Consider the following 26,055-nt stretch of genomic DNA (forward strand, 5'->3'; position numbering starts at 1 on the left):
GGAATTTTTATAAGGGGAGAAGGGGTAGATGGCTGAGCTGAATTTGGTTGAAAAGAGGAAAGCCAAAAAAGGTAGAATATTTGGTATATGTTTACTTACAGTATTAGTTTTAGTAGTTGCAGTAGGAGGAATTTCTGGCTATGTTAGCTGGAAATTGACCCATCCGGAGCGGGAAGAAATAAAAAGTAATCCGAATGATTATGGGCTAGATTTTGAGGATGTTAGTTTTACCTCACGCGGGAGCAGCTTAAATTTGAAGGGCTGGTTTATTCCGGCTGAAAGTGATAGGACAGTTATATTTGCACACGGTTATGGAAGAAACAGATTGCAGTCTGATGTCCCTGTTTTACCGATCGTCAAGAAAGTTCATGATCATGGTTGGAATGTATTATTATTCGATTTTAGGAACTCCGGGGAATCTGACGGGAATATAACTTCTGTGGGACAGTATGAAGTAAATGACCTTTTGGGGGCAGTAGATTTTATCAGATCAGAAAAAAATATTTCCGGAAAAATTGTTTTGCATGGTTTTTCTATGGGAGCGGCAACAGCTATTATTGCAGGTGCTCGCGAAAAGCAGGTAGATGGAGTAATTGCAGATTCACCCTTTGCCGATTTAAAACCATACCTTATGGAAAATCTTTCGGTATGGAGTGGTCTCCCGTCTATACCTTTTAATCAAACCTCTCTGGTGATAGGAACTTTTCTTACTGGTTTGAATGCTGATAAGGTGCGCCCTGTAAAGGAAGTATCGAAATTTGCGGGGAGACCACTTTTGTTGATACATGGAAACAAAGATGTTGATGTCCCTTTAAAGAATAGTGAACTTTTAAGAAAAGCTTATCCTCAGGCAGATTTGTGGATCGTTCCGGGGGCAGGACATGTTAAAAATTACGAGGTTGCTGGCGAATATTATCTTGATATGGTTATAGATTTTTTGGATAAAGTAGAAAGACAAAAATAGTGTTGTTTATGCTGGGTTTATTGAATATTTGTAAAGTTCCAAGAAATAGTGATTTTTAAAGGTATAAAAAGAAAATAAAAGGAACATAATATAAATCGGAAATATTAGGCGGATTTGATAAGTGGTGTTATTTGAAAGCTTATTAAGTCTTGCCTAATATTATAGGTAGTAATTAGCACTCGCATTTAATGAGTGCTAATAACAAACGAGTAGAAAAATATTAACATAAAAAAGGAGGTATACTTGTGAAGATTCAACCGTTGGGAGATCGTTTAGTAATTAAAGTAGCTGAAGTAAAAGAAGAAAAAACCAAGAGCGGACTTTATGTTCCCGATACAGCTAAAGAAAAACCGCAGGAAGGCGAAGTTGTGGCTGTAGGGCCTGGCGCACGTGATGAAAAAGGTGAAAGAATTCCGATGGATGTTAATGTTGGAGATAAAATCATTTTCTCTAAATATGCCGGAACTGAAGTAAAGATTGATGGAGAAGAATATCTCATCTTGTCTGAAAGAGATGTTTTAGCAGTAATTAAATAAATTAAATGGGTAAAGGAGGTTAAATAGATGATAGCAAAGGAAGTTAAATTTGGTGAAGAGGCTAGAAGGGCATTAGAAAGAGGAGTAGATGCTTTGGCAGATGCAGTTAAGGTTACTTTAGGTCCTAAAGGCAGAAATGTAGTATTGGATAGAAAATTTGGAGCTCCTACTATTACCAATGATGGAGTTACTATTGCAAGAGATATAGATTTGGAGGATCCATGGGAAAATTTAGGTTGTCAGCTGGTTAAAGAAGTTGCTACCAAGACTAATGATGTAGCAGGAGATGGAACTACTACTGCAACAGTTTTGGCTCAGGCCATGATTAAGGAAGGACTTAAAAATGTAGCTGCCGGTGCTAATCCGATGATAATGAAGAAAGGTATTGAAAAGGCAGTTAAGGCAGTAGTAGAAGAAGTTAAGAGGATAAGCAAGCCGGTTGAATCTAAGGAAGCTATTGCGCAAGTTGCCTCTATCTCTGCCAGCGATACCGAAATTGGTCAGCTGATTGCTGATGCTATGGATAAAGTTGGAAGAGACGGAGTTATTACTGTAGAAGAATCTCAATCTGTGGGAACATATTTAGAAGTAGTTGAAGGAATGAGCTTTGACCGCGGTTATATTTCTCCTTACATGATTACCAATACTGAAAAGATGGAAGCTGTTTTAGAAGAACCATACATTCTGATAACCGACAAGAAAGTTTCCTCTATACATGAAATTCTGCCTGTGCTGGAAAAGGTTGTACAAACCGGAAAACCCATGCTTCTCATTGCTGAAGAAGTTGAAGGTGAAGCATTAGCTACAATCGTAGTTAACAAATTGAGGGGAACATTTACCTGTGTAGCTGTAAAAGCTCCTGCATTTGGTGAAAGAAGAAAGGCAATGCTTGAAGACATAGCTATACTTACTGGTGGTAAAGTTGTATCTGAAGATATGGGAGCTAAACTGGAAAATGTAGACCTTGATATGTTAGGTCGTGCCCGTCAGGTAGTAGTGAAGAAAGAAGAAACTATTATTGTTGATGGAGCAGGTTCTGAACAGGCTGTTAAAGACCGCATAGCTAATATTAAAATGCAGCTCGAAGAAACTGAATCTGAATATGATAGAGAAAAACTGCAGGAAAGAATGGCTAAATTATCTGGTGGTGTAGCTGTAATTCAGGTAGGGGCTGCAACCGAAACTGAGCTAAAAGAAAAGAAACACAGAATAGAAGATGCTTTGGCTGCTACCAAGGCTGCAGTTGAAGAGGGAATTGTTCCTGGTGGTGGAACTGCCCTTATAAATGTTATAAAAGTCCTCGACAATATAGAAGCTGAAGGAGACGAACTGACTGGAGTAAAACTGGTCAAGAAGGCCTTAGAGGAACCTTTACGCCAGATTGCTAACAATGCGGGAATAGAAGGTTCCGTAGTAGTAGAAAAAGTAAAAGAAGCTGCACCGGGGGTAGGGTTTAATGCTCTTACTGGTGAGTATGAAGATATGATTGCAGCTGGAATAATTGACCCGGCAAAAGTAACACGTTCTGCAGTTCAGAATGCTGCAAGTATTGCTGCTATGCTGCTTACCACTGAAGCAGTAGTAGTTGAAATTCCGGATAAGGACGAAATGAATGCCATGAATGCTGCTGCTGGTGGCGGCGGAATGCCCATGATGTAATTAGCTCTCCCCCCTTTAAGATAGATATATATATTTGTTGCAATACTGAAAACCGCTTTCAGATTTTATATCTGAAAGCGGTTTTGTATTTTTTCTGGTCTAAATAGAAATTTTTACTGTTTTTTGCTGTCATTTGTCACAGGCTTGCGATATTTGCCAGAAAATTCTGAAAATATATTGACTTTTTTTAAAAAAACTGATTTATTATTATGCATAATCATGTAATAACTCTTTAAAAAAAGAAAAAAATAAAAAGAGTTTTAATGGTGGTGTATTTAAACGTGAAAGTGAAGATTTTAGGAATGGGACATTCCCTTCCTGATAAGATACTTACCAATAAAGATTTGGAAAAAATGGTTGATACCAGTGATGAATGGATAAGAGAGCGAACCGGTATTTTAGAAAGAAGAATAGGAGATGAAAAAACTGCTTCTTCTGATTTATGTGTCAAAGCAGCTAAAAAGGCTTTAGATAAAGCAGGCATAAAACCGGAAAAACTTGATTTAATTGTTGTTGCTACAGTTACGCCGGATATGCTTTTTCCTTCAACTGCCTGTATTGTTCAGGATAGGCTGGGGGCTGTAAATGCTGCTGCTTTTGATATAGGAGCAGGATGTACCGGTTTTATTTATGCTTTGACGGTCGCAGAGAAGTTTTTGCTGGCTTCAGATTATAATTATGCCTTGGTCATAGGGGTTGATATGCTTTCTAAGATAACCGACTATACTGATCGCAGTACCTGCATTTTATTTGGTGATGGAGCCGGAGCGGCAGTCGTAGGTAAAGGAGGAGGAGAAGCTGGTATTATAGCATCTTATCTGGGGGCGGATGGGTCTGGAGGAGATCTTTTGTATATGCCGGCAGGAGGGTCAAGGCTTCCTGCCTCTGAAGCGACAGTTTGCGAAAGAATGCATTATATAAAGATGAATGGAAATGAAGTTTTCCGTTTTGCTACTAAAACTATGGGTATGGTAAGCGAAAAGCTTGTAAAAATGGCAGGATTGACTTATGAAAATATAGATTATTTTGTGCCTCATCAGGCTAATATCCGTATAATTCAAACTGCGATGAAGCGCATGGCAATACCGGAAGATAGGACAATTATAAATATTGACCGTTTCGGGAATATGTCGGCTGCTTCTATCCCGGTTGCTATGTCAGAAGCAGAGGAAAAAGAGCTTTTTAAACCTGGTGATATTGTTTTAACGGTAGCGTTTGGAGCAGGGCTTACTTTTGGTGGATTAGTAATCAGGTGGGGGAGAAATTAGATGTTTGAGAATAATAGACTTTGCAGGCTTTTAAATATAAAATATCCTCTTTTCCAGGGAGGAATGGCCTGGATAGCTGGAGGCAGATTAGCAGCAGCGGTTTCGAATGCTGGGGGACTAGGTATTATTGGGGCAGGAGGTGCTGAGGCTTCCTGGCTTGAAGAACAGATAAAACTGGTTAAAGAAAAAACCGACAGGCCATTTGGGGTAAATCTTATGCTGGCTCTTCCTAATATCGAGGAATTGATTGATGTAGTAGTCAGGGAAAAAGTACCGGCAGTTACTACCGGGGCGGGCAATCCCGGAATATACATGGAAAAATTTAAAGAGGCAGGTATTAAGGTCATACCGGTGGTGGCGTCGGTAGCTTTGGCAAAAAGGCTTGTCCGTTTAGGGGCAGATGCAGTTATCGCTGAAGGAATGGAGTCAGGTGGACATATAGGTGAAATGAGCACTATGTGTCTGGTTCCTATGATATGTGATGCGGTTGATGTGCCGGTTATTGCGGCTGGAGGCGTTGCTGACGGAAGAGGTTTTATGGCGGCTTTTGCTTTAGGAGCAGAAGGAGTGCAGATAGGAACCAGGTTTATATGTTCTGAAGAATGTGAAGTTCATCCAGCCTATCAGGAAAAAGTTCTTAAAGCGCGAGATCGCGCCACCGTAATTTGTGGAACTGTTACCAATCATCCGGTACGGGCTATTCACAACAAGTTTACCAGACACTATTTACAATGTGAGTTTTCAGGGATGAAGAAGGAAGAACTCGAAGAGCTAGGACGGGGAAAATATCCTGCGGCAGCCCTTAATGGAGATGTTGAATACGGTACCATCTTAGCAGGAGAGATTGCCGGATTAATTAATGAGATAAAACCAGCCGGGAAAATTGTGGAAGATATAATAAATCATGCTTTAAGAATAAAAGCGATGTGGGGGGAATTATAAGGTGCGTTTAGGTTTTGTGTTCCCAGGACAGGGCGCTCAGTATGTAGGAATGGGCAAAGAAATAGCTTGGACCTTTAAGGAAGCTATGGATGTTTTGAAAAATGCAGATGAAATTCTAGGTTATTCGATAAGCAAACTTTGTTTTGAAGGGGAAGAAAGCGAGCTTAATAAAACGGTTTATGCCCAGCCAGCTATTCTAGCAGTAAGCCTTGCCATTCTGGAAGTAGTAAGAAGGCAAGGTTTAGATGCTTCAATCTATGCGGGCTTAAGTTTAGGTGAATACACAGCTTTGTCTGCGGCCGGAGTTTTAAGATTAGAAGAAGTTCTGCCTCTGGTGGCTAAAAGAGCTGAGATTATGCAGGATGCAGTTCCTTTGGGAAGAGGAGCGATGGCTGCAGTTTTAGGACTTAAAAGCATTGAAGTTGAAGAGATTTTAAGTGAAATAGATGGGATAGTAGAAATAGCAAATTACAACTGTCCAGGGCAGATGGTGATTTCAGGGGAGAAAAATGCAGTAGAGAGAGCAGCAGAAAAAATTAATTTCATAGGGGGAAAAGCTAAAATTTTAGCAGTAAGCATTCCTTCCCACAGTTCAATGATGAAGGAAGCGGCAGATGAGTTCAGGGAATGTCTGACAGGAATAAATTTTAAACCAGCAAGAGGAAAAGTAGTAAGCAATGTTAATGCCAGAGAAAACCCTGTTGAAGATTTGCCTGATATTCTAGCCAAGCAGCTTTATTCGCCGGTAAGGTGGGAAGAGAGTATAAGATATATGCTTAATGAGGTGGATTATTTAGTTGAAATTGGACCGGGAACAGTTTTATCCGGACTCATAAAACGGATTGATAAGAAAAGGCTTTTGGGAAATGTTGAAGATGTTAAATCTTTTGACAAACTCATGAAGGAGGCAGAAAAGCTTGGAAAATAGGGTGGCGGTAGTTACTGGAGCTTCACGGGGAATAGGTAAGGCTATTGTTCTAAGGCTTGCCAGGGAAGGATATAAAGTAGTTATAAATTATCTCAATAGTGAAGAAGAAGCCACAGAAGTATTAAATGAGGTTAAAAAAGGCGGGGGAGAGGGAATTATTGTTAAAGCGGATGTTTCCCGCTCAGAGGAAGCCCAACATCTAATAGATACAACAGTGGATACTTATGGGAAGCTGGATGTTCTGGTAAATAATGCCGGAATCAACAAAGACCAGCTCATGATACGCATCAGTGATGAAGAGTGGGATAAATTAATAAGTACTAATCTTAATTCCGCATTTTACTGCAGCCGGGCTGCTGTAAGACACATGATGAAAAAAAGGTTTGGACGCATAATCAATATTTCTTCGGTCGTAGGGATAAGCGGCAATGCCGGTCAGACCCATTATGCAGCAGCTAAATCAGGACTTATAGGTCTTACTCTTTCTATGGCTAAGGAATACGGCAACCGCGGAATTACAGTTAATGCTGTAGCTCCAGGCTATATTAAAACCGCGATGACTGATGTGCTGCCTGATGAAGTTAAAGATCGCATAATCGGGGGAATATCAGTTGGAAGAATGGGAAATCCTGAAGATGTGGCAGCGGCAGTTGCATTTCTGGCCTCTCCCGATGCTTCTTTTATTACCGGACAGGTAATAAAGGTTGATGGGGGCATGTCAGTTTTATAAAAAATTGCAAATTATTATGAAGGAGGATTAAAATATGTCAGTATTTGAAGTCTTAAAGGAAATAATCATTGAGATTAAGGATGTACCTGAAGAAATAGTCACCCTTGATGCATCTTTTGAAGAAGACCTGGATGCAGACTCTCTGGACATTGTAGAAATGCTTATGCTTTTGGAAGAAAAGTATGATATTCAAATTCCGGAAGAGGCTGCTGAAAAAATGAAGACGGTAAAGGATGCAGTGGAGTACATTGAAGCAAGGATTGGGGAGAAAGCTTAATCGGTTGGGGTGGTTTAATCTTGAAAAGACGAGTAGTTATAACCGGCCTGGGGATGGTTTCTCCCCTGGGCCATGATAAAAAGGTCTTTTGGGATAATTTAATTAAAGGAAAAAGCGGAATAGGATATATAGATTATTTTGATACTAATGATTTTCCGGTAAAAATAGCTGCCCAGGTGAGAGATTTTAAGGTAGAAGATTATATACCTAAAAAAGAGGCACGCCGTATGGATAAATTCGTCCAGTACGCCTGTGCTGCTGCTCTGATGGCAGTAGAAGATGCCGGAATTGATTTTGTGAAAGAAGATAAAAGTAAAATTGGAGTATGGATTGGTTCAGGGATAGGAGGAATTGAAACTTTAGAGAAAAATCACAGCAATCTGCTATCTAGAGGGGTAAGCGGAATTAATCCTTTTTTTATTCCCATGCTTATACCCAATATGGCAGCGGGGCAGGTATCAATAATGTTGGGAGCTAAAGGACCAAACGGCTGCACGGTTACTGCCTGTGCCACCGGAACTAATTCTATTGGAGATGCTTTCCGCATAATAAGGGATGGACAGGCGGATGTAATGATAGCCGGGGGGAGTGAAGCAGCTATAACTCCTCTAGGTTTAGGGGGGTTTTCTGTTATGAAAGCCCTGTCATCCCGCAATGATGAGCCGGACAAGGCATGTCGACCCTTTGATGAGGCAAGGGAAGGTTTTGTTATGGGTGAAGGCGGTGCAGTAGTAGTTTTAGAAGAGCTTAATCATGCCTTAGAACGCGGAGCCCACATTTATGGTGAGCTTGTAGGATATGGTGCAAGTGCTGACGCTTGTCACATGGTGCAGCCTGATGAAGAAGGAGAGGGGGCAGTACTTGCTTTTAAGATGGCTCTTGAAGATGCCGGGATAAAGCCGGAAGAAGTAGATTATATTAATGCGCATGGAACCGGAACCAGGCTTAATGATATGGTGGAAACTAAAGTGATAAAAAAGGTTTTTGGAGAATATGCTTATAAATTAGCGATAAGCTCCATTAAAGCAGCAACCGGTCACATGCTGGGAGCAGCCGGAGCAATTGAACTCATCGCTTCGGTTTTAGCTTTAGAAAATAATCTTGTTCCACCTACTTTGAACTTGGAAAATCCGGCACCGGAATGTGATCTGGATTATGTACCTTTGAAACCTAGAGAAAAAGAATTAAAAGTAGTAATGTCTGATTCTTTAGGTTTTGGCGGACATAATGCAGTTTTGGTCGTGCGCAAATTAGGATAGGTGATGTTTTATGAATATTGAAGAGATAATGAAGATACTTCCCCATCGCTACCCATTTTTGCTGGTGGATAAAATTGTAGAACTGATTCCGGGAAAAAGTGCGGTGGGAGTTAAAAATGTTACTATAAATGAACCTTATTTTGCTGGACATTTTCCGGGCAAACCGGTGATGCCCGGGGTTTTAATGATAGAGGCTGCAGCTCAGGTGGGAGCATGTGCGATTTTGAGTGATGAAAGGTATAAGGACAGTTTGGCTTTCTTGGCTGGAGTTGATAAGTTTCGCTTTAAGAAACAGGTAATTCCGGGAGATATTCTGATAATAAAAACAGAGCTTATTACCATTAAAGGTAGTATTGGCAGGGCGAAAGGGGAAATAAGGGTGGATGAAAAGCTGGTGGCAGGAGGTGAGTTTTTGTTTGCCTTGTCTAAATAGATAAGGCGACACGCTATATGTTTAAAAGCAGCTGGTCTAAAAAAAGATATTTTGAGTTAAACCCATCAGCACAAACTGTTGCCAGTGGGAAGAAAGTTGAAAAAGATAAAGAGGCCCTTTGCCCTTCTTGTTCTAGCTATGTTGATCCGGAAGTACTTTATGATAATTTTAAGGTCTGCCCGGAATGCGGATACCATTATCCTTTAACGGCAAAGGAGCGGATAGCTCTGCTTACAGATGCCGAAACTTTTATAGAATTTGATGCTGATTTGGTTTCATCGAATATTTTATGTTTTCCTGATTATGATTTGAAATTAAAAGAGGCTTGCGAAAAATCAGGTCTTAAGGAAGCGATAATTACGGGTAAAGCCAAAATAGCGGGATATGAAACTGTATTGGGGGTAATGGATTCCCGCTTTGTTATGGGAAGCATGGGCCGTGTGGTGGGGGAAAAAATCGTAAGGGCAGCAGAAAAAGCGGTGGAGGAGAGACTCCCCCTTATTATTTGCACTGCTTCAGGGGGAGCTCGTATTCAGGAAGGCATGTTTTCCCTTGTGCAGATGGCTAGAACCAGTGCGGCGATCGAAAAACTTAATAAGGCCGGACTTCTATATATATCAGTCATGACCCATCCGACTACGGGGGGGGTTGCGGCCAGCTTTGCCGCTTTAGCTGATATTATAATTGCTGAGCCTAAAGCCTTGATAGGCTTTACCGGCCCGCGGGTAATAAAGCAGACGATAAGGCAGGATTTACCGCCTGATTTTCAACAGTCTGAGTTTTTGTTGGAACACGGTATGATTGATATGGTGAAACCCCGATTTGAATTAAGATCGATTTTAGCCTTATTGTTAAAGCTCCATCAAGGAGGAAGAAATGAGTAAAAAGGTATTTGAATTTGAAGAACAGCATGAAAACATTTTAGCCAAGCTGAATGAGCTGAAAGAGATTTCTTCTACTACCGGTTTTAATCTGGAAAAAGAGATTAAGCTTTTAGAAGAAAAGATTGAAAATTTGAAAAAAGAAAGATACAGTAACTTAAGTCCCTGGGAAAAAGTGGTCTTAAGCAGGCAAACAGATCGTCCGGGATGCAGACAGTATATTGAAGAGATTTTTACTGATTTTGTTGAACTGCATGGCGACCGCTTTTTTGGAGATGATAAGGCTATCTTGGGGGGGATTGCCTTTTTTGAAGGGGTGCCGATTACAGTTATAGGCCATCAAAAAGGCAAAAATACCCGGGAAAATATAGAGAGAAATTTCGGTATGCCTCATCCGGAAGGCTTTCGCAAAGCCAAGAGACTGCTTCTGCAGGCGGAGAAATTTGGAAGGCCAGTAATAACATTTATTGATACTCCTGGTGCTTATCCGGGGGTGGGAGCTGAGGAAAGAGGGCAGGCTTGGGCTATTGCAGAAAATTTACGGCTTTTATCTGGCCTTAAGGTTCCGATTATAAGCATAGTTATTGGTGAAGGCGGGAGTGGAGGGGCTTTGGCCCTGGCAGTTGCTGATAAGCTTTTTATGCTTTCCAATTCAGTATTTTCAGTAGCTTCACCGGAAGCCAGCGCTTCTATTCTGTGGAAGGATTTAAAGGAAGTAGAAAAAATGGCGGCTGCTTTAAAACTTACCGCTGATGATTTAAAAGCTTTTGGTATAATAGATGATATTATTCCTGAGCCTCCCGGAGGGGCTAATCAGGATTTAAAAGAAGTAGCGGATATTATGAGAAAATGTATAAGGGAAGCTTTAGAAGAGCTTTTAAGCTTAACTTCAGAAGAACTGGTGAAAAGGCGTTATGAAAGATTAAGGAAAATGACAGTTTAATATAAAAGCCGGCATGAGTTGGTATCATGCCGGCTTTCTTTTTGGTTTTACAGGTCATAATAAAGCTCAAATTCCATAGGATGAGGTATATCGTTGACTTTACGGGCTTCTTTGCGTTTGGTTTGTCCCCATATTTCAATGAGGCGTTTCGGGAATACTCCTCCTTTGAGCAGAAATTCATGGTCTTTTTCCAAGGCATCTAAAGCTTCATCTAAAGATTTAGGCAGAGATTTGATTTTAGCCTGTTCTTCCGGCGGCAGGTTGTAAAGATTTACATCATATGGGCCAAAACCTTCAGCTACCGGGTCGATTTTGTTCTGTATTCCGTCTAGGCCTGCCATAAGTATGGCGGAAAAAGCCAGATATGGATTGCAGGTAGCATCAGATGAACGGAATTCAAATCTTTTTTGTTCTGGTGCTTTGGCGTAAGCGGGGACTCTTATTACTGCACTGCGGTTAGCGGTAGCGAAGCATATGCTTACTGGCGCTTCGTATCCTGGGACCAGGCGCTTGTAGGAGTTGGTGCTGGGATTGGTAAAGGCAAGCACAGCTGGTGCATGTTTTAGAAGGCCACCAATAAAATACATAGCTTCTTTGCTAAGGCCTGCATACCCGCTTTCATCGTAGAATACGGGTTTCCCTTCTTTAAAGAGATGCATATGGACATGCAGACCGTTTCCGGCTTCTCCATAGAGCGGTTTGGGCATAAAAGTAACGGTTTTTCCTTCTTTGAAGGCCATATTTTTGATTAGATATTTGGCGAGCATAGTTTTATCAGCCATTTCCCTCATGGGACCGAATTCCACTTCGATTTCAATCTGGCCCGGGCCACCTACTTCGTGGTGATGATATTTTACCGGGATTCCGTTTTGCTCCAAAAGCATACTCATGCGTGAACGCAAATCATAGAGCACATCTTGTGGAGCTGCTATATGATATCCGCCTTTTAATGGAATTTTATAACCTAAGTTTTGATAGTCGTTTTCTCCGCTGTTCCATATAGCCTGTTCGACATCTATGCTGAATCCGGTTTTGTTGGGTAAAGATTCATAGCTTACATGGTCGAATACATAAAATTCAAATTCAGGCCCTATGCGCATTTCATCGGCAATTCCGGTTGATTTCATGTATTCTTCAGCTTTAAGCGCTATGGTGCGGGGATCCTGGTCAAAACGGTAGTTTTCGGGCTCTGCAATAACATATACATCACCGATCATGCTCAAGGTGGGGACTTCAGTAAAAGGATCAAATACTGCGGTGAAAATATCCGGGATGAATACCATGTCGCTTTTTTCTACGGGAGCAAAGCCGTAGTTGGAGCCGTCAAAGCCGATGCCGTATTTTAAAGTATCTGGAGTAAATCGGCCGACCGGGATGCTTAAGTGTCTCCATCTTCCGATAAGGTCAATCATTTTAAAGTCAATCATCTGAATGTTTTCTTTTTGGCAAAAATCAATTACTTCTTCATAAGTTTTGAACACCTGTAAACCCCCTTTGGTTTTATAAAATTCAGCAGTCAAAATTACACTATGGGATAAGTATAACTTATGACCTTACATAAATTCAATTATTATTTCGATACGATCTTTTGTGTGTAAATAAGAATATATCAGCTTTCAATTTAATATTTATATACCAGTTAATTTGTTTTCAAATTTTTATCAAAACTTAGGGGGAATAAATATTAGGCGAAAAAGGTTGATTACTTATGTTGTTCTGCTTATCTTTGCGGGAGGTTTAATTTTTGTTTTACCTTATGCTCATGATTATTATGTAAAATCCAAGCTTGAACCGCAGGTCGAACTTTCTAAAGCTTTAGATAAAATGGCCGAGGTTCAAAGCTATAGATACAGTTTAGATTCAGGGTTTACAGTAGATGGCAGGAAGGAGGTGATAAGCAGGGTAGAAGGAGAGAAGAATGGTAATAATACGCATATAAGGGGGGAGATGGTTAACACACCGGTTGATATTTATTATATAAACCGAACTGTCTATAACTACGATTCATTTGCTGAAAAGTGGATAGTGATTGAAAGTGATACAACTAATTTTGAAGACTTAATGATAAGTGAACTGCATCCACTTTCCAATTTCAGGTTCAGCAATATAAAAAATATCACTAAAGAAGGTTTTGAAGTTATAGACGGGCGGGAATGTCTGGTGGTGATGTGTAACCCGACAGTAGAAAGTAAGCTTTTAGAAACCTTATGGCATAATTTCACCTATAAAATATGGATAGACTATAAGAAGAGTTTAATCAAGAAAGCTGTGCTTCAGGCTGAAAACAAGCAGACGAAAGATACCCGTCTTAATATAGAAGTTAAGTTTAAAGACTTTGACCGGAATATCAAAATAATTCCTCCGGATACTACGGTTAAAAAGAAGCAGTCTTAACTTAAAGGGATAAGTGGGATTAACCTGCTTATCCCTTTAATTATTAATTATTATTTTATCTGACGGGATTGACACGAGTATTTTCTTTAAGCTCTAAACTGCCGTTTTTTATAATAAGGTCTCCTTCTTTTAGACCCCTTTTTATTTCGATATTTTCATCATCGCTTAGTCCAGTTTGGATTGGTTGGTATTTTATTTTACCATTGACTATTTTCATTACTATGGGACTGTTTGCGGTAGTGCGAACGGCTTCCCGGGGAACGATAAGTACGTTTTTATGTTCTTTGATTGTAATAGCAATATCTACTTCATATCCGGGTTTTAATAAAGAATTTTTACTTATGCTGATTATAACTGGAACCCGGTACTGCAATATTCCCAGGGCAGATTTTTTTTCTTCGGCTCGGGGATAGATTTTGGCTACTTTGCCTTCGAGATGTTTATTTCCTAACACGGGAGATGTAATAACTGCTTTTTGTCCAACTTTTATTTCTGATAGATTTTCGCTTAAGATATCTGCTTTTATTTGCAGAGAATTCATATCTGCTACTACTGTCAGGAGGGTTCCGGCAGTTACCGGCTGCCTTTTTTTTACCGGCAGTTGAACAATAGTGCCTTTTATAGGGCTTCTTATAGTTAATTTTTCCCTTTGTTCCTCAAGCTGTGCAATAATTTTTTCTATCTCATTTATTTGTCTTGCCAGGGAATCTCTGTAAGAAATATTTTTTTGCAGTGCTATTTCCAGGTTTTTTACCTGGGATTCGGCTTCTTCTAATTTTACTTTGCTTACGGCACTTTCCCGGAAAAGCATGGAAGTACGCTCAAGGTTGGCTTTAGCAGTGTCCAGTTCCAACTCGGTTTGTTTAACCGCATTTTCAGCGAAAGTTAAATTTGCCTGGGTTTGTGCCAGGTTGATTTTAGCTTCTGAGAGTTTCATATCTAATTCGGGATTTTTGATTTGGATTAATATTTGATTTTTATCGACTTTTTGTCCAATTTTCACCAGCAAATCATGAATTGTTCCGTTTTGCGGAGAATAGACATTGCTTTCCAGCAAAGCCTCCACTGTCCCGGAGTCTTTTATTTCAATTGTTATATTGCCTTTTTTTGCGACTGTTGTTTCAACTTCCGGTGTTTTTTGATGGGTAACAAACATTATAATAATGATTATGCTTAAAATTAATCCGCCAATTAAATAGTGTTTATTTTTTATCAATATGAAATCAACTCCTTTAATCGATATTTTTTAGAACTTCATGGGGATTTAAGTCTTTAAGTCTGCGTATGCCCCAATAATGTCCGATTAAAACGAAGATTATACCTCCAAGGGCGGCCAGGAAGTAAGTTAGGGGGGAAATCACCACCGGCATAGAGTATAAATCTGTACTTACTGATTTAACGTACGAATGAGCCATTATATAGCCGGCAGGCAGGCCTAGAATTATGCCAGGAGCAGCCTCTAAAACAGTTTCTTTAAGTAAAAGGTTTGAAATATCGCGCTTGAAAAAGCCCATTGCTTGAAGGGAGGCAAATTCTCTTCTGCGTTCATTAAAGCTGAGGATAGATGAATTATAGATTATAGCAAAACCAAGGATAATGGCAAATGTCAGCATTATTCCGATAAAATATATTAAACTGTCCAGCATGCTCATAAAGTTATCGCGTTCACTTTGACGACTGCTTATAGAACTTATTCCAGTTATATTTGAAAGTTCCTTTTCAATTAAAGAAAATTTTCCTCTATCGGCCTTAAGCATTGCTCCATTGGCTGTGTTAGCTTCATTAAGCAGCTGGTTTGCCTGTTTAAGTGAAACAAAAGAATTTCCGCCCATTAGTTGATGATTGATTCCCATTATTTTTAATTCTCTGGTTTTTGATTTGGTTTTATTTATTAAAGGCTCTACTGTTATGACATCTCCTACAGTGACATTAAGTTTTTTGGCAGTTTGTTCATTTAATAAAATGCCTTCTTCAGGGATAGAAAGCTTATGGCCGTTTTTTTGGACTGGGAACTGCATCCCGCTTGTGGGGATAAGGCCTATTATAAGGGCATTTTCTCGTTTGTCTTTATATCTGATTTTAACCGGTATTTCCAAAAGTGGTTCCACCTTATTTACACCCTTTATATCATATAAAATACCGAGTTCACTGTTTTTTACCGGGTTGGAAAAGCGCACCATAAAATCATAATTTACTTCCTGATTAAAGTGCTGATCGAGCATATAATCAATTGAGTCATTCATAAACATGGAAATCACTAAAAGAGCTACGGATATGACAACGCCTGCGAATGTTATAGTGGAACGTATGCGGTTACGGTTTACCGTGCGCAGGCCCATTCTCCAGGAAGTATCTATTTTTTGCCATAACCACGGCCATTTTTCCAAAAGTGAGTGGCTGCGGACAACAGGAGGTTTAAGACGCATAGACTCAGCCGGGTTGATTTTTACGATGGAAAGGGTGGCGGAGATACCGGCGATTATACCTGTAGAAAGGCTCAGTATTATGCTGTAAATTATAGTTTTTACGTTAATTCCTCCTATGGCAGCGGGAAGATTGAAAAATTGAGCGTAAAGGTCGGAAATTGCAGATGCAAAAATGAGCCCTAATATTATTCCTGCAATTATGCCTACAACGCTTACTAAAAGGGCATAGCCTGTGAAATGTATGATCAAACTGCGGCCGCTGTATCCTAAAGCTTTTAGAATCCCTATTTCCGTCTGCTGATTTTGCACCATACGTCTTATTAAAACAAATTGTGCAGCAGCAGCTACTAAGAGAAATAATACAGGCAGAAAGCGTGAAGTTGTTAAAAGGCCATCAAGTTCGCCCTGTAAAGCAGCATGGCTGAGCTGCTGTTCGCGTGGGAAACTGGCCAGATTGCCGTAAGGTTCCAGGATTTTTTCTATTTTTTGAGCTGCTTTTTCCTGGTCAATGCCAGGCTTAAATTTAACGATTATTTGATTTATTTGTCCATCCATTTTAAGTATTTTTTGAGCCTGTATAGTAGGAATCATTATAACCCCAAATTTTTGTGGGTCAGGGACTAAAGTAGCAGCATCTTTAATTAAATATGTGAATTCAGGGCCGGTAGCAGTTCCTACTATGGTCAGAGGAACTTGTTTTTCATCAGCTATTATGGTTATTTTATCGAACATTGAGAGGTTGTTTGCTGAAAGATGCTGGGGGTCAATCATGACTTCAATGTCGCCGCTTAAGGGATTTTCATCGAAAAAACGCCCATTAAGGAGCTGTATGCGGTTTACTGCCTTATCGATAGGCAGGTTGTAGCTGGTCAGGCGTGCTGTCCCCCTTTTTTTGTCATTTTTTATGACGGGGACATCTTGTTGAATTCTTCCACTGACTTTTTGGACTTCGGGAAGGGCTTCAATTTTATTGGTTATTTTTTCAGGAGCTTTAATCACCTGAAAATAATAATCAGCAAAGTTGTTTTCCTGATAAAAAATATCGCGGGAATGTCTTAAGTTGTAGAATCCGGTTGTAATAGCTATATATATTGATATTCCTATGGTTACGATAGATACCATAGCTAAAAATTGTCCTTTGGTTTTCCAGATGGTGCGTATAAGTTTTATAAAGAGAATTTTCATTACCATTCAATCCTTTCAGGAAGGACAGGATTTTGGTTTTCTTTTATTTCTATTATTTTTCCACTTCCCATGCGGACTATCCTATGTGCCATAAAACTTATAGCTGAGTTGTGGGTAACTATTACTATTGTAGTCTGCAGCTCTTCATTTATTTTTCTTAAAAGAGAAAGGACTTTTTTCCCTGTTTCCAGGTCAAGTGCACCGGTAGGTTCGTCACATAATAAAAGGCGAGGTTTTTTAACTATAGCTCTGGCAATGGCAACCCGCTGCTGTTCTCCTCCGCTCATCTGTGACGGAAAATGTGTTTTTCTCTGGTCAAGACCAACTTTTTTAAGGGCTTCAATGCTTGAAAGAGGATTTTCAACTAAATCGGCTGCCAATTCCACATTTTCCAACGCGGTGAGGTCAGCAATAAGATTGTAAAATTGAAAAACAAAGCCTATTTCCTTGCGTCTGTAACGGGTAAGTCCCTGGTCGTTCAATTTAGTTAAATCTTGGTCGTAGAAGTAGACCTGTCCTGAAGTAGGTTTGTCCATGCCGCCGATTATATTCAGCAAGGTGCTTTTACCTGAGCCACTAGGTCCTAAAATGACTATAATTTCCTTTTCATAGATTTTAAGGCTGATATTTTGCAAAGCTTCTACGGTTATTTCTCCCATGCGGTATACTTTACTTATATTTACTATGTCCAATAAGGTATTCTTCATAGAGTATTCCCTTTTTATTTTTATGATAATAATTATTATATCAAACTATTTTTTGAAAAATTCTAATTTAGAATAATTTTATGCATCCAATTTAGTCATTCTTCAGATATAAACTTTTCACCCGGATTAATTTATTGGAGCATTAGCTTGTGCCTCCTTTCTGTTGGGAGTGTTGGAGGCAGTTTGTTTATCAGACACGGGTGCCACAGCCGGGTGAAGGCAGGAGGGTTAAACCTGAATTTATTAGTATTAGATCAGTTATGGTGGAGTGGTATATATGAAAAAAGTACCGGTAATTATACTTGTTATAGCTTTAATTTTAATCGCCGGAATAGCTGCAGAAAGATTTTATTTTCGTACTGGTGAAATTACTCTGGATAATGGTTTTAACTGGTATGAAAACCGAAGTCAGAATGAGATTGCTGCTGCCAATGAATTTGCTAAAGAACGATTGGAAAACAGGTATTATGTATTTGTGAATGGTATATTTATGGACATAGGTTATGAATGGGATGGTGTTATTTATGTACCTATCAGGAATATAAGTGAAAGCCTCGGTTGGGTTGTTAACTGGCTTCCTGAAATGCAGCTTATACAGCTGGTAAAGGGGGATGAAGAAGCATTTGTCGAAATCGTAAACCTGTTCGGTAAAGCATATGTAGAGTTAAACAGGTTGGAAAATCTCCTGAGATTGGCAGAGGTTCAGGTACACGGCGGAAATATTGAAATCTTTACAACGGGACATAAAGTGCCATCAATCAGTTTTAACAAATTAAAAAGGTTAAATTTTTATATTAACGGCATGAAGATGACTGACAGGGCTGTGGAATATCAGGGCACGAAGTATATTCCTGCCCGCATTTTTGCCTTATCTTTGGGAAATAGATTTAAGTATGATGCCGAAAAGGGTGCTGCTTATATTAATGATAAAAAGATCGAGTGTGTGTTTATTGACGGACAGGCCTACTCTGATCTTAAGCAGCTTGAGAAGGTGGTTAACACTGAAAATATAGAGTTTGGATTTCGGGATTTTGCTGTAAGTTCAGGTAATATGTTACCAGTTATATATAAAGGATCGGGGAAAGAGAAAACGGTAGCCTTAACCTTTGATGATTATCTGGGAGAAAGTGTGTATAAGCTTCTGGAGATTTTGGACAGGTATAATGTAAAGGCGACCTTTTTTATAATAGGCAGCAGTATTTACCAAAACGCAGATTTGGTCAAAGAAATAACATCAAGGGGGCATGTAGCAGCTAATCACACATGGGATCACTTGAACTGCCATTCCTTAACTGACGATGAGGTTAGAGCCCAGTTAATCTCGACCCAGCTGGCTATTGAACGCTGTGGGGGAAAAGCTGCCCATTATTTTAGACCTCCAGGTGGCTATTATGATAATAAAATAGTGAAGATTGCTCAGGACATAGGTTTGCAAACAGTGTTATGGTCAGTTAATTCTACAGATGCAGATATACATAATACTGCCGCAGATATCAGCCAGGTTGTAAACCGTTGGGTAAGCCCGGGAGCTATTGTAGTTATGCATACTAACCGGGAAAATACTATTGAGGCCCTTCCGGGGATAATTGAGGCTTTGCAGAGCAGGGGTTACAGGTTTGTAACGATTGAAGAGATGATTACTTCAGAGGGGGGAAAATAGCATTATGATAAAAAAAGGATTATTTATTATGGGATTAGTATTTTTGTTGTTTGTTGCAGGAGGATGTCAGCCTGCTGACCATGATGTGCCCTCAGATGAGACTGGCCAGGAAGATTGGAAGTGGCGAAATATCGGCCTGACAGACCAGAGTATAGATAAAATAGAATTAGCCTCTGATGGCGAGGAATATGTGCTGTCCGGCGGGAAAATTTATTACAGGAAAGAGGATAAGTGGTTGGTCCAAAGCCTGGATGAGGAAGTTTCTGCTTTTTGTTTAATAGAAAAAGATAGCCATAAAACGATTGTCGCAGGAACTGCAAGGGGAAGCGTATATATAAAGTCCGGAGATGAAGCGGAATGGCGAAAGGCTGACATTATGTGTTTATCAGAGCCGATTGCTAAAATTATCTTTGTTCCCCGGCAAAATGCTGTTTACGTTGGGCAATCATCTAAAAATGGCGGAGGATTATGGCGCAGTTATGATGAGGGGAAATCATGGGAAAAAGTTACGGATCTTACGGTTAGGGGTATAGCCGTTAATCCTGATAATCCTGACATCATTTATATAGTTGACAGATTAACCTATTTGTCAACCGACAGGGGAAAAACCTGGAAAAAACTTGACACACCGGCTAATTATGGGGTATTAATACATCCCCTATATCCGGATATTGCCTACATTGCTTACAGTAATGGAGTAGTAACCGCAACTCATGAAGGAAAGATTACAGGTTACCAGCGTTTTTACCTGCCGGGAGGAATTACCCGGCTGGAGTATAATCCCGCTCATGTCAGTGAATGGGCTTTAGGTATATGGGATTTCCCTTCAGGTAGAGGAGGACTGTACTACAGTATGAATGGCGGAGTCCATTGGGTGGAAGTGGGAGAAAAGATGACTGATACCAGGATTTTAGACCTTTGTTTCAATCAAACCGGAGACAGGCTTTACATCGGAACCGCCGAAAAAGGTCTATGGGTATTGAATGTCAGAAAACTTAAAGAGGACGTGGAAATGTGAAGACGTAGGGACGTTTCCTCTGTCTTTCCCGGTTAGCTTCCCCTAATCCAGAGATTATGCACTAAAAGATTCAAGTTTTACAGAATATTCTGTTATAACGCGGTAAGCATCCATTTTATAACACCGCCTTTTGCTTCAAGTATCCTGCTTAAAATACAGTTGGGGAATAGATAATCACCAATTACAGGGGGCAGCCCGTTTCGGATGTCCTTCAATAAAATAGAGCAAAATATCCATTATAATAGAAAATATATAATTATAATAGAAAATATATAAATCGGTTATGCGGCTTAAAAATGAACTGACAGGCAGTTTTTATCGTAAAAATGGGGGCAGAGTATGTTGAAGGGAACGTTTCTGCAATATACTGTACAAATTAAAAGGAAAAGCAAAAAGCAGGCCGGGGAACCGTTTGCTGTTGGGTAGATTAAGAAGGGAGGGCATAAAGTGGGAAATGGATTAAAGTGGTCTGAGGAAGCTTTGAAGGAGATGGAGAAAATTCCTGGTTTTGTTCGTAAAATGGCGCAGAGGGCAGTGGAAGAGCAGGTTAGAGCCAGCGGAAGGAAAGAGGTAACAGCACAGGATGTCAGGCAGGGACAGGAAAAATATATCAAGTTTGCAGAGAAAAATGAACAGGATAAAAATAAAATCCGCATTGCAGTAGTGCGCTGTGAAATTGTTTCCGAGGTATGTCCAGGTATAGCTTGCTTTAAAGCCTTTAATGCGCGCCAGCAGCAGTTTGCGTCATATGGCGATAACGTGGAAATGATTGGCTTTTTCACCTGTGGAGGCTGTCCGGGGCGTCGGGTCTCCCGACTTGTAGATACGTTACTTAAATATGATGTAGATGTTGTTCATCTTTCCTCCTGTATGATGTTGGAAGAAGATTACCCCCGCTGTCCTAACAGGGCCCAAATTAAGAGGACTATTGAGAGCAAGGGGATAAAGGTAGTAGAGGGGACTCATCATTAAGAGAGTTATTAAAGTATTAGCTTTGAATGGTCGTTGGGGTGACAGGGTGGGATTTGTCCTTTTTTTTGTTTATCCTTCCATAATACCTATTCCAATAGCTCCTGGATCGGAATGAGCACCAACCGAAGCTCCCGCCATGCCTTGATATGTTTCGATGGACTATTCCATTCCCTCCTGCTATGGCAGACCATGAGACATAAAAAATAAAGAAAGAAAAGCCGGGACAGATCTCTGATATTATTTATTTGCACCGAAGAAAAGTTGTTGATATAATCCTTCATATAAGGAGGGATATAATGAATCTTAACGATGTGGAAATATTATATGACAGGGAAACTGTAAAGGAGAAGGTGAAGGAATTAGGGAAAAAGATCAGCGAGGATTATCAGGGCAAAAATCTTTTACTGGTAGGAATATTGAAAGGTGCTTTTGTTTTTATGGCAGATTTGATAAGGGAAATTGATATCCCCCTTGAACTTGATTTTATGGATGTATCCAGCTACGGAATGTCTACTGTTTCTTCAGGCGAAGTGCGTATTTTAAAGGATTTGGATTATTCTATAAAAGACAAAGATGTCCTGGTGGTAGAAGATATAATTGACACTGGACTTACTTTAAAATATATAAAAGACATGCTCTTAAAAAGAGGGCCTAAGAGCGTTAGAACCTGTTGCCTTTTGGATAAGCCGGCTCGCAGAACTACAGATATTAATCCTGACTATGTAGGATTTATCATACCAGATGAGTTTATTGTAGGTTACGGCATAGACTATGCGGAAAAATACCGCAATTATCAGGATATTTGTATTTTAAAGCCTTCAGTTTATCAAAAGTAGAGGTGTAGCGATGAAAAAGGAGTTAGTTTTAGTTTTAGATTTTGGAGGACAATATAATCAGCTTATTGCAAGACGGGTAAGGGAATTATCAGTTTATAGTGAAATGGTTCCATTTGATATTTCTTTTGAAGAGATTAAGGCTAAATCCCCTGCTGCGATTATACTTACCGGAGGGCCTTCAAGCGTTCATGTAGAAGATGCCCCGGTCTGTGATTCGCGTATTTTTGAAATGGGTATACCTGTTTTGGGTATATGCTACGGTATGCAGCTTATGGCTCATCAATTGGGCGGAATAGTGGGGGAAAGCAGTGTAAGGGAATATGGACGCAGTTATCTTAAGGTTATAGAAGATGACCTTCTTTTTGAGGGATTAGATAAGGAAATGCAGGTTTGGATGAGCCATGGCGATTCGGTAAACCGTTTGCCGGAGGGGTTCAGGATAATTGCCAATACTGAAAGCTGCCCGGTTGCGGCCATGAGCTACCCGGAAAGAAAACTGTATGGAGTTCAGTTCCATCCGGAAGTAAAACATACGGTTTTCGGTATGGAAATACTTAAAAATTTCCTGTTTAAAATAGCCGGCTTAAGAGGGGATTGGAATTTAAGCGATTTTATTGCTGAAAACATAGCAGAAATAAAGGCTAAAGTTGGAGACAAAAAGGTCTTATGCGCTTTAAGCGGTGGAGTTGATTCTTCTGTGGCAGCTGCCCTGGTTCATAAGGCAGTAGGAGATCAGCTCGTATGTGTATTTGTAGATAACGGTCTTTTGCGTAAGGGAGAAGCAGAGCAGGTAATTGAAACCTTTAAAAATCAAATGGGCATGAATCTTGTATTTGTTCAGGCGGAAGAAAGATTTTTAAAAAAATTAGCCGGGGTGACTGACCCGGAAAGAAAGCGCAAGATTATCGGCGAAGAATTTATCCGGGTATTTGAAGAAGAAAAAGCTAAGCTGGGAGAAATAGATTATTTGGTGCAGGGCACCGTATATCCCGACATAATTGAAAGCGGAACTAAAACTGCCCATACTATAAAAAGCCACCATAATGTAGGTGGCCTTCCTGAAGATATGGAATTTGAACTTTTGGAGCCTTTGCGACTCTTATTTAAGGATGAAGTAAGGATTATCGGTGAAAAGCTTGGTCTTCCGCGGGAAATTGTATGGCGTCAGCCTTTCCCGGGGCCTGGTCTTGGTGTCCGGGTTTTAGAGGAAGTAACCAAAGAAAAGTTGGATATTTTGAGAGAAGCAGATGCAATTGTCCGGGAGGAAATAAGAAAGGCTGGGTTAGAACAGGAATTATGGCAGGCTTTTGCTGTCCTTCCCCCGATAAAGAGTGTTGGAGTAATGGGCGATGCCCGCACCTATGCCTATCCAATAATTATCAGGGCGGTAGTAAGTGATGATGCCATGACAGCAGAATTTGCCCGCTTGCCTTATGAACTTCTGGATATTATGGCAAGAAGGATAGTAAACGAAGTTAAAGGGGTAAACCGGGTAGTATATGATATAACCAGCAAACCGCCGGGAACAATTGAATGGGAATAGTTAAGAAAACCCCTGTAAGCTTTTGTTGTCAATGCTTACAGGGGTTATTGTTATGTTTTAAAATGTTATTAGCAACCTCCCAATAAATTAAAATATACTGCTGAAAGTTTTTTAAAGATCTTCAATTTTTGTTGTAAGCAAAACTTCTTCGCGTTTACGAAGCATCTCATTATAATTAAGGCGATATTTTTTCTTTTGGTAGTATCTTTTGGTAGTATTTTTTAAATGTTGTAACATATTTTTTTGATTCAAAATATTTTCTCATTCTATCAGAAATATAGTGTACCTGCTCGCTAGGTTCATATACTGCAGGTATATTTTCATCAAGATCTATAATTGTTTTTGTTATTATGCCCCAGGAAATGTCGGAAAGTGAGTATTTTTCAAGGTCTCTCATTATTGCTCTGAGCATTGCTTCCTGAACAGGATCAAAAAATTTGAATTTTTTTGAATACATAATAGCACCGTGTATATGGTTGGGAATATCGAAATATCCGTCTTTAAAAATTTCGCTTGACACATTGTAAAGAATTTTAAAACAGTATTTAAGAATACCTAATCCCGGACTGCTCTGCCCCGGCAGTTGAGGCCTTTTTTCATCAAAGACTCCGAGGGGGTTTCTTGCCGACAGCCATTCTATAAGAATCATGTCATAAGGCTGGACTTCATCTTCTTCTTCAAAGAAAACTTTATTGGGCATAAACATATGTTCACTTACCCTTAGGTCAAGGAGCTGATTTTCAGGGCTTTCATCTTTCCAATAGAGTTTTAAGTAATTTATGTAATTTTCATCCTTATCGATAACGAGATGAATGTCAGAGAATCCCATAGATTTGAGATGGTCTAACATTCCTATTGATTCAATCATGTTGTACAAGTCTTCTTCTGAAAATTTTCCCAGAAATAACTTTCTAACACTTGTAAGGTTTTGTAAATTTCCCAAATTGTCAATTACATCAGATTCTGCTAAATCAATATTAATTCTTTCAGCAATATTGAAATCAAGTTTTGTGAAGTTTTTAAAATTTTTATCTTTAATGTTTATTTGAGGCAAAAAAATACTCCTTTCTGCATTAGCTGGTTTTATTTGATGAAAACATGAAAGAAGCCGATTCGTCTAAGGATTTAATGAACTACATTTTTAGGGATATTTTAACACAGATTAAGGTGGTATAGTTCTACAAAATTATGATTCGAAAAACCTTAGTTTAAAAAATAAAGCTTACAAATTTCGTGAAACGGAGTTGAAATATAGCCGTATTGAAAAAAAGTAAAAAGGAGCCCTTGTCTTAGCAGTTAAGGGCTCCTTTTTAGCTAGTCTAAAACAATAACTTTTACGGTTCTCATACCCCAGTTGTAAGCTTCTGTTTTAGAATCCATGAATAAGTCAATACGATTGCCTTTGATGGCACTGCCCTGGTCAGCTGCAATTGCTTCACCATAGCCTTCAATATAAAGCCTGGTTCCCATAGGTATAATATTAGGGTCAACTGCTACTATGCCTCTTCTTAAGGTCTGACCGTCATAAGCTACAGCCCCCCAGGGACCGTTTTCAGCCGGGTCAGCAGTATAAGCAGTAGCTACCATAGTTAATGTTTTGTAGACTTTTTTATTTTCGTCAGTTTCTTCCTTTGCTTCGTTAAATTCTTCTTTTTTGGCTTTTTTTTCTTTTTCTGGTTCGATATTTTGTTCTGGTTCAATATTGTCAACCTTTTTAACCACGGCTTTATCTTTTTTAATTTCTTCTGCTGCAATTGCATTATCTATATTTGAGGTTAAGTATCCAGTGGCAGTTATCAGAGCTAAAATCGCCCATAATATAAGCAAGCCATAAGCTGAATATTTTTTGTTTTTATTCATATAAAATCCCTCCTTTAAGGACACAAAAGTGCTTCTTTAATGAAGCACTTTTAACGATTTTTATTATCAATGCTTTGTTAATGTTACTAGATGTTCGATTTTATTTCAAATCATTTAAGGCCGGGTTAAATGATTTTAACATTTGTTTGCCATTGTTAGCTTTACGATTAAATCGTAGAATTAAGAATACCTTGTTATAATAGTTTATACTGCCTGATGGGATGTATAACCAGTAATATTATTTTACCCTTTCTTCAATATAACATGCCGTATCTTTAGACTGTGTTTCATCTGATAAACTGATCCGTAAGCCGGTTCAAAAGGCTGAAGTAAAAATTATAAAATTAACGATTGATTTTATGAAAGCCTTGGATTATAGTATATAAAATATAAACAACAAAATACCAGGTATGCGCAGGGGTGCCGCAGGGCTGAGATTATACCCTTTGAACCTGAACTGGATAATACCAGCGAAGGGAGCGCAGCACAGGATTATTATACCTGACGCTTGCCTTTTCTGGTGCGTCAGGTTTTTTTATGGAAAGGGGGGATAAAGAGGTATAGATTTTTGAATAAAGAGTATTTAGCCGAAAATGAGTCCCCCACGCTGCCTGGTATTTGAGTTAAAAAATGG

23 protein-coding genes, 1 pseudogene and 1 riboswitch are annotated in these 26,055 nt (G+C 39.4%); of the genes and pseudogenes, 18 read left to right on the forward strand and 6 right to left on the reverse strand.

Annotated features, from left to right (window positions below):
- Positions 1-28: 28 nt before the first annotated feature.
- The 12 genes from H0Z36_RS01715 (at position 29) to H0Z36_RS01770 (ending at position 10,820) form a co-directional block, all read left to right on the forward strand.
- A complete protein-coding gene (locus tag H0Z36_RS01715) occupies positions 29-964 on the forward strand; it encodes an alpha/beta hydrolase (RefSeq protein ID WP_296863296.1) in 936 nt (311 codons plus the stop codon).
- 245 nt (positions 965-1,209) lie between these two features.
- Positions 1,210-1,500 (forward strand): co-chaperone GroES, encoded by a 291-nt coding sequence (groES, locus tag H0Z36_RS01720; RefSeq protein WP_296863298.1) that lies wholly within the window; start codon positions 1,210-1,212, stop codon positions 1,498-1,500.
- A gap of 30 nt (positions 1,501-1,530) precedes the next feature.
- Entirely contained in the window at positions 1,531-3,159 is a 1,629-nt protein-coding gene (groL, locus tag H0Z36_RS01725) for a chaperonin GroEL (protein ID WP_296863365.1), read from the forward strand.
- 281 nt (positions 3,160-3,440) lie between these two features.
- The gene (locus tag H0Z36_RS01730) at positions 3,441-4,427 is read left to right on the forward strand and encodes a beta-ketoacyl-ACP synthase III (protein WP_296863300.1); all 987 of its coding nucleotides are present in this window, start codon (positions 3,441-3,443) and stop codon (positions 4,425-4,427) included.
- Positions 4,428-5,369, forward strand: a complete 942-nt coding sequence (gene fabK / locus H0Z36_RS01735; protein WP_296863302.1) for an enoyl-[acyl-carrier-protein] reductase FabK — start codon at positions 4,428-4,430, stop codon at positions 5,367-5,369.
- 1 nt (position 5,370) lies between these two features.
- On the forward strand, positions 5,371-6,297 hold the full coding sequence (fabD, locus tag H0Z36_RS01740) for an ACP S-malonyltransferase (RefSeq protein WP_296863304.1): 927 nt from the start codon (positions 5,371-5,373) through the stop codon (positions 6,295-6,297).
- A complete protein-coding gene (gene fabG, locus H0Z36_RS01745) occupies positions 6,287-7,027 on the forward strand; it encodes a 3-oxoacyl-[acyl-carrier-protein] reductase (RefSeq protein WP_296863305.1) in 741 nt (246 codons plus the stop codon). Before fabD ends, fabG begins: the two co-directional genes overlap by 11 nt.
- Before the next feature lie 34 nt (positions 7,028-7,061).
- Complete coding sequence (gene acpP, locus H0Z36_RS01750) at positions 7,062-7,304, forward strand: acyl carrier protein (protein WP_296863307.1); 243 nt, start codon at positions 7,062-7,064, stop codon at positions 7,302-7,304.
- A gap of 20 nt (positions 7,305-7,324) precedes the next feature.
- The gene (fabF, locus tag H0Z36_RS01755; protein WP_296863309.1) at positions 7,325-8,563 is read left to right on the forward strand and encodes a beta-ketoacyl-ACP synthase II; all 1,239 of its coding nucleotides are present in this window, start codon (positions 7,325-7,327) and stop codon (positions 8,561-8,563) included.
- Between the two features lie 10 nt (positions 8,564-8,573).
- Positions 8,574-8,996, forward strand: coding sequence for a 3-hydroxyacyl-ACP dehydratase FabZ (gene fabZ / locus H0Z36_RS01760; protein WP_296863311.1), 423 nt, complete (start codon positions 8,574-8,576; stop codon positions 8,994-8,996).
- A gap of 17 nt (positions 8,997-9,013) precedes the next feature.
- Positions 9,014-9,880, forward strand: a complete 867-nt coding sequence (gene accD, locus H0Z36_RS01765) for an acetyl-CoA carboxylase, carboxyltransferase subunit beta (protein WP_296863312.1) — start codon at positions 9,014-9,016, stop codon at positions 9,878-9,880.
- On the forward strand, positions 9,873-10,820 hold the full coding sequence (locus H0Z36_RS01770) for an acetyl-CoA carboxylase carboxyltransferase subunit alpha (RefSeq protein WP_296863314.1): 948 nt from the start codon (positions 9,873-9,875) through the stop codon (positions 10,818-10,820). The genes accD and H0Z36_RS01770 overlap by 8 nt, the downstream gene beginning before the upstream one ends.
- 47 nt (positions 10,821-10,867) lie before the next feature.
- Here H0Z36_RS01770 and glnA read toward each other — a convergent pair whose 3' ends face one another.
- Complete coding sequence (glnA, locus tag H0Z36_RS01775; protein ID WP_296863316.1) at positions 10,868-12,301, reverse strand: type I glutamate--ammonia ligase; 1,434 nt, start codon at positions 12,299-12,301, stop codon at positions 10,868-10,870.
- A 217-nt stretch (positions 12,302-12,518) separates the two neighbouring features.
- On the opposite strand from glnA, the gene H0Z36_RS01780 reads away from it, so the two are divergent.
- The gene (locus H0Z36_RS01780) at positions 12,519-13,214 is read left to right on the forward strand and encodes a hypothetical protein (RefSeq protein WP_296863318.1); all 696 of its coding nucleotides are present in this window, start codon (positions 12,519-12,521) and stop codon (positions 13,212-13,214) included.
- 55 nt (positions 13,215-13,269) lie between these two features.
- Here the strand turns inward: H0Z36_RS01780 and H0Z36_RS01785 are convergent, their stop codons facing one another.
- Genes H0Z36_RS01785 through H0Z36_RS01795 form a run of 3 tightly spaced genes read right to left on the reverse strand, consistent with a single transcriptional unit; the run spans position 13,270 to position 17,532 of the window.
- Positions 13,270-14,430: an efflux RND transporter periplasmic adaptor subunit gene (locus tag H0Z36_RS01785; protein ID WP_296863320.1), complete on the reverse strand. Its 1,161-nt coding sequence runs from the start codon at positions 14,428-14,430 to the stop codon at positions 13,270-13,272.
- Positions 14,431-14,446: 16 nt separating this feature from the next.
- Positions 14,447-16,831, reverse strand: a complete 2,385-nt coding sequence (locus H0Z36_RS01790; protein ID WP_296863322.1) for an FtsX-like permease family protein — start codon at positions 16,829-16,831, stop codon at positions 14,447-14,449.
- Positions 16,825-17,532, reverse strand: coding sequence for an ABC transporter ATP-binding protein (locus H0Z36_RS01795; protein WP_296863324.1), 708 nt, complete (start codon positions 17,530-17,532; stop codon positions 16,825-16,827). The genes H0Z36_RS01790 and H0Z36_RS01795 overlap by 7 nt, the downstream gene beginning before the upstream one ends.
- Before the next feature lie 277 nt (positions 17,533-17,809).
- Between H0Z36_RS01795 and H0Z36_RS01800 the strand changes: the two genes are divergently transcribed.
- The 5 genes from H0Z36_RS01800 to guaA all read left to right on the forward strand — a co-directional run bounded on the left by H0Z36_RS01800 (position 17,810) and on the right by guaA (position 23,561).
- Positions 17,810-19,192 (forward strand): polysaccharide deacetylase family protein, encoded by a 1,383-nt coding sequence (locus H0Z36_RS01800; protein ID WP_296863326.1) that lies wholly within the window; start codon positions 17,810-17,812, stop codon positions 19,190-19,192.
- A gap of 4 nt (positions 19,193-19,196) precedes the next feature.
- The gene (locus tag H0Z36_RS01805) at positions 19,197-20,210 is read left to right on the forward strand and encodes a hypothetical protein (protein WP_296863328.1); all 1,014 of its coding nucleotides are present in this window, start codon (positions 19,197-19,199) and stop codon (positions 20,208-20,210) included.
- A 447-nt stretch (positions 20,211-20,657) separates the two neighbouring features.
- Complete coding sequence (locus tag H0Z36_RS01810) at positions 20,658-21,182, forward strand: CGGC domain-containing protein (RefSeq protein ID WP_296863330.1); 525 nt, start codon at positions 20,658-20,660, stop codon at positions 21,180-21,182.
- A 296-nt stretch (positions 21,183-21,478) separates the two neighbouring features.
- Positions 21,479-22,018 carry a hypoxanthine phosphoribosyltransferase gene (hpt, locus tag H0Z36_RS01815; protein WP_296863331.1) on the forward strand — a complete coding sequence of 180 codons (540 nt, stop codon included), beginning with the start codon at positions 21,479-21,481 and terminating at the stop codon, positions 22,016-22,018.
- A gap of 10 nt (positions 22,019-22,028) precedes the next feature.
- Positions 22,029-23,561 carry a glutamine-hydrolyzing GMP synthase gene (gene guaA / locus H0Z36_RS01820; RefSeq protein WP_296863332.1) on the forward strand — a complete coding sequence of 511 codons (1,533 nt, stop codon included), beginning with the start codon at positions 22,029-22,031 and terminating at the stop codon, positions 23,559-23,561.
- 175 nt (positions 23,562-23,736) lie between these two features.
- Here the strand turns inward: guaA and H0Z36_RS01825 are convergent, their stop codons facing one another.
- Together H0Z36_RS01825 and H0Z36_RS01830 are read right to left on the reverse strand one after the other, a co-directional pair.
- Complete coding sequence (locus H0Z36_RS01825) at positions 23,737-24,615, reverse strand: hypothetical protein (RefSeq protein WP_296863333.1); 879 nt, start codon at positions 24,613-24,615, stop codon at positions 23,737-23,739.
- 260 nt (positions 24,616-24,875) lie between these two features.
- A pseudogene (locus tag H0Z36_RS01830) lies at positions 24,876-25,058 on the reverse strand (3D domain-containing protein); the annotation flags it as partial.
- A 769-nt stretch (positions 25,059-25,827) separates the two neighbouring features.
- Positions 25,828-25,917, forward strand: a riboswitch (TPP riboswitch).
- Positions 25,918-26,055 lie beyond the last annotated feature (138 nt).

It is taken from the genome of Thermosyntropha sp. (assembly GCF_017656155.1).
In the GTDB taxonomy this organism is placed as follows: Bacteria; Bacillota; Syntrophomonadia; order Syntrophomonadales; family Syntrophomonadaceae; genus Thermosyntropha.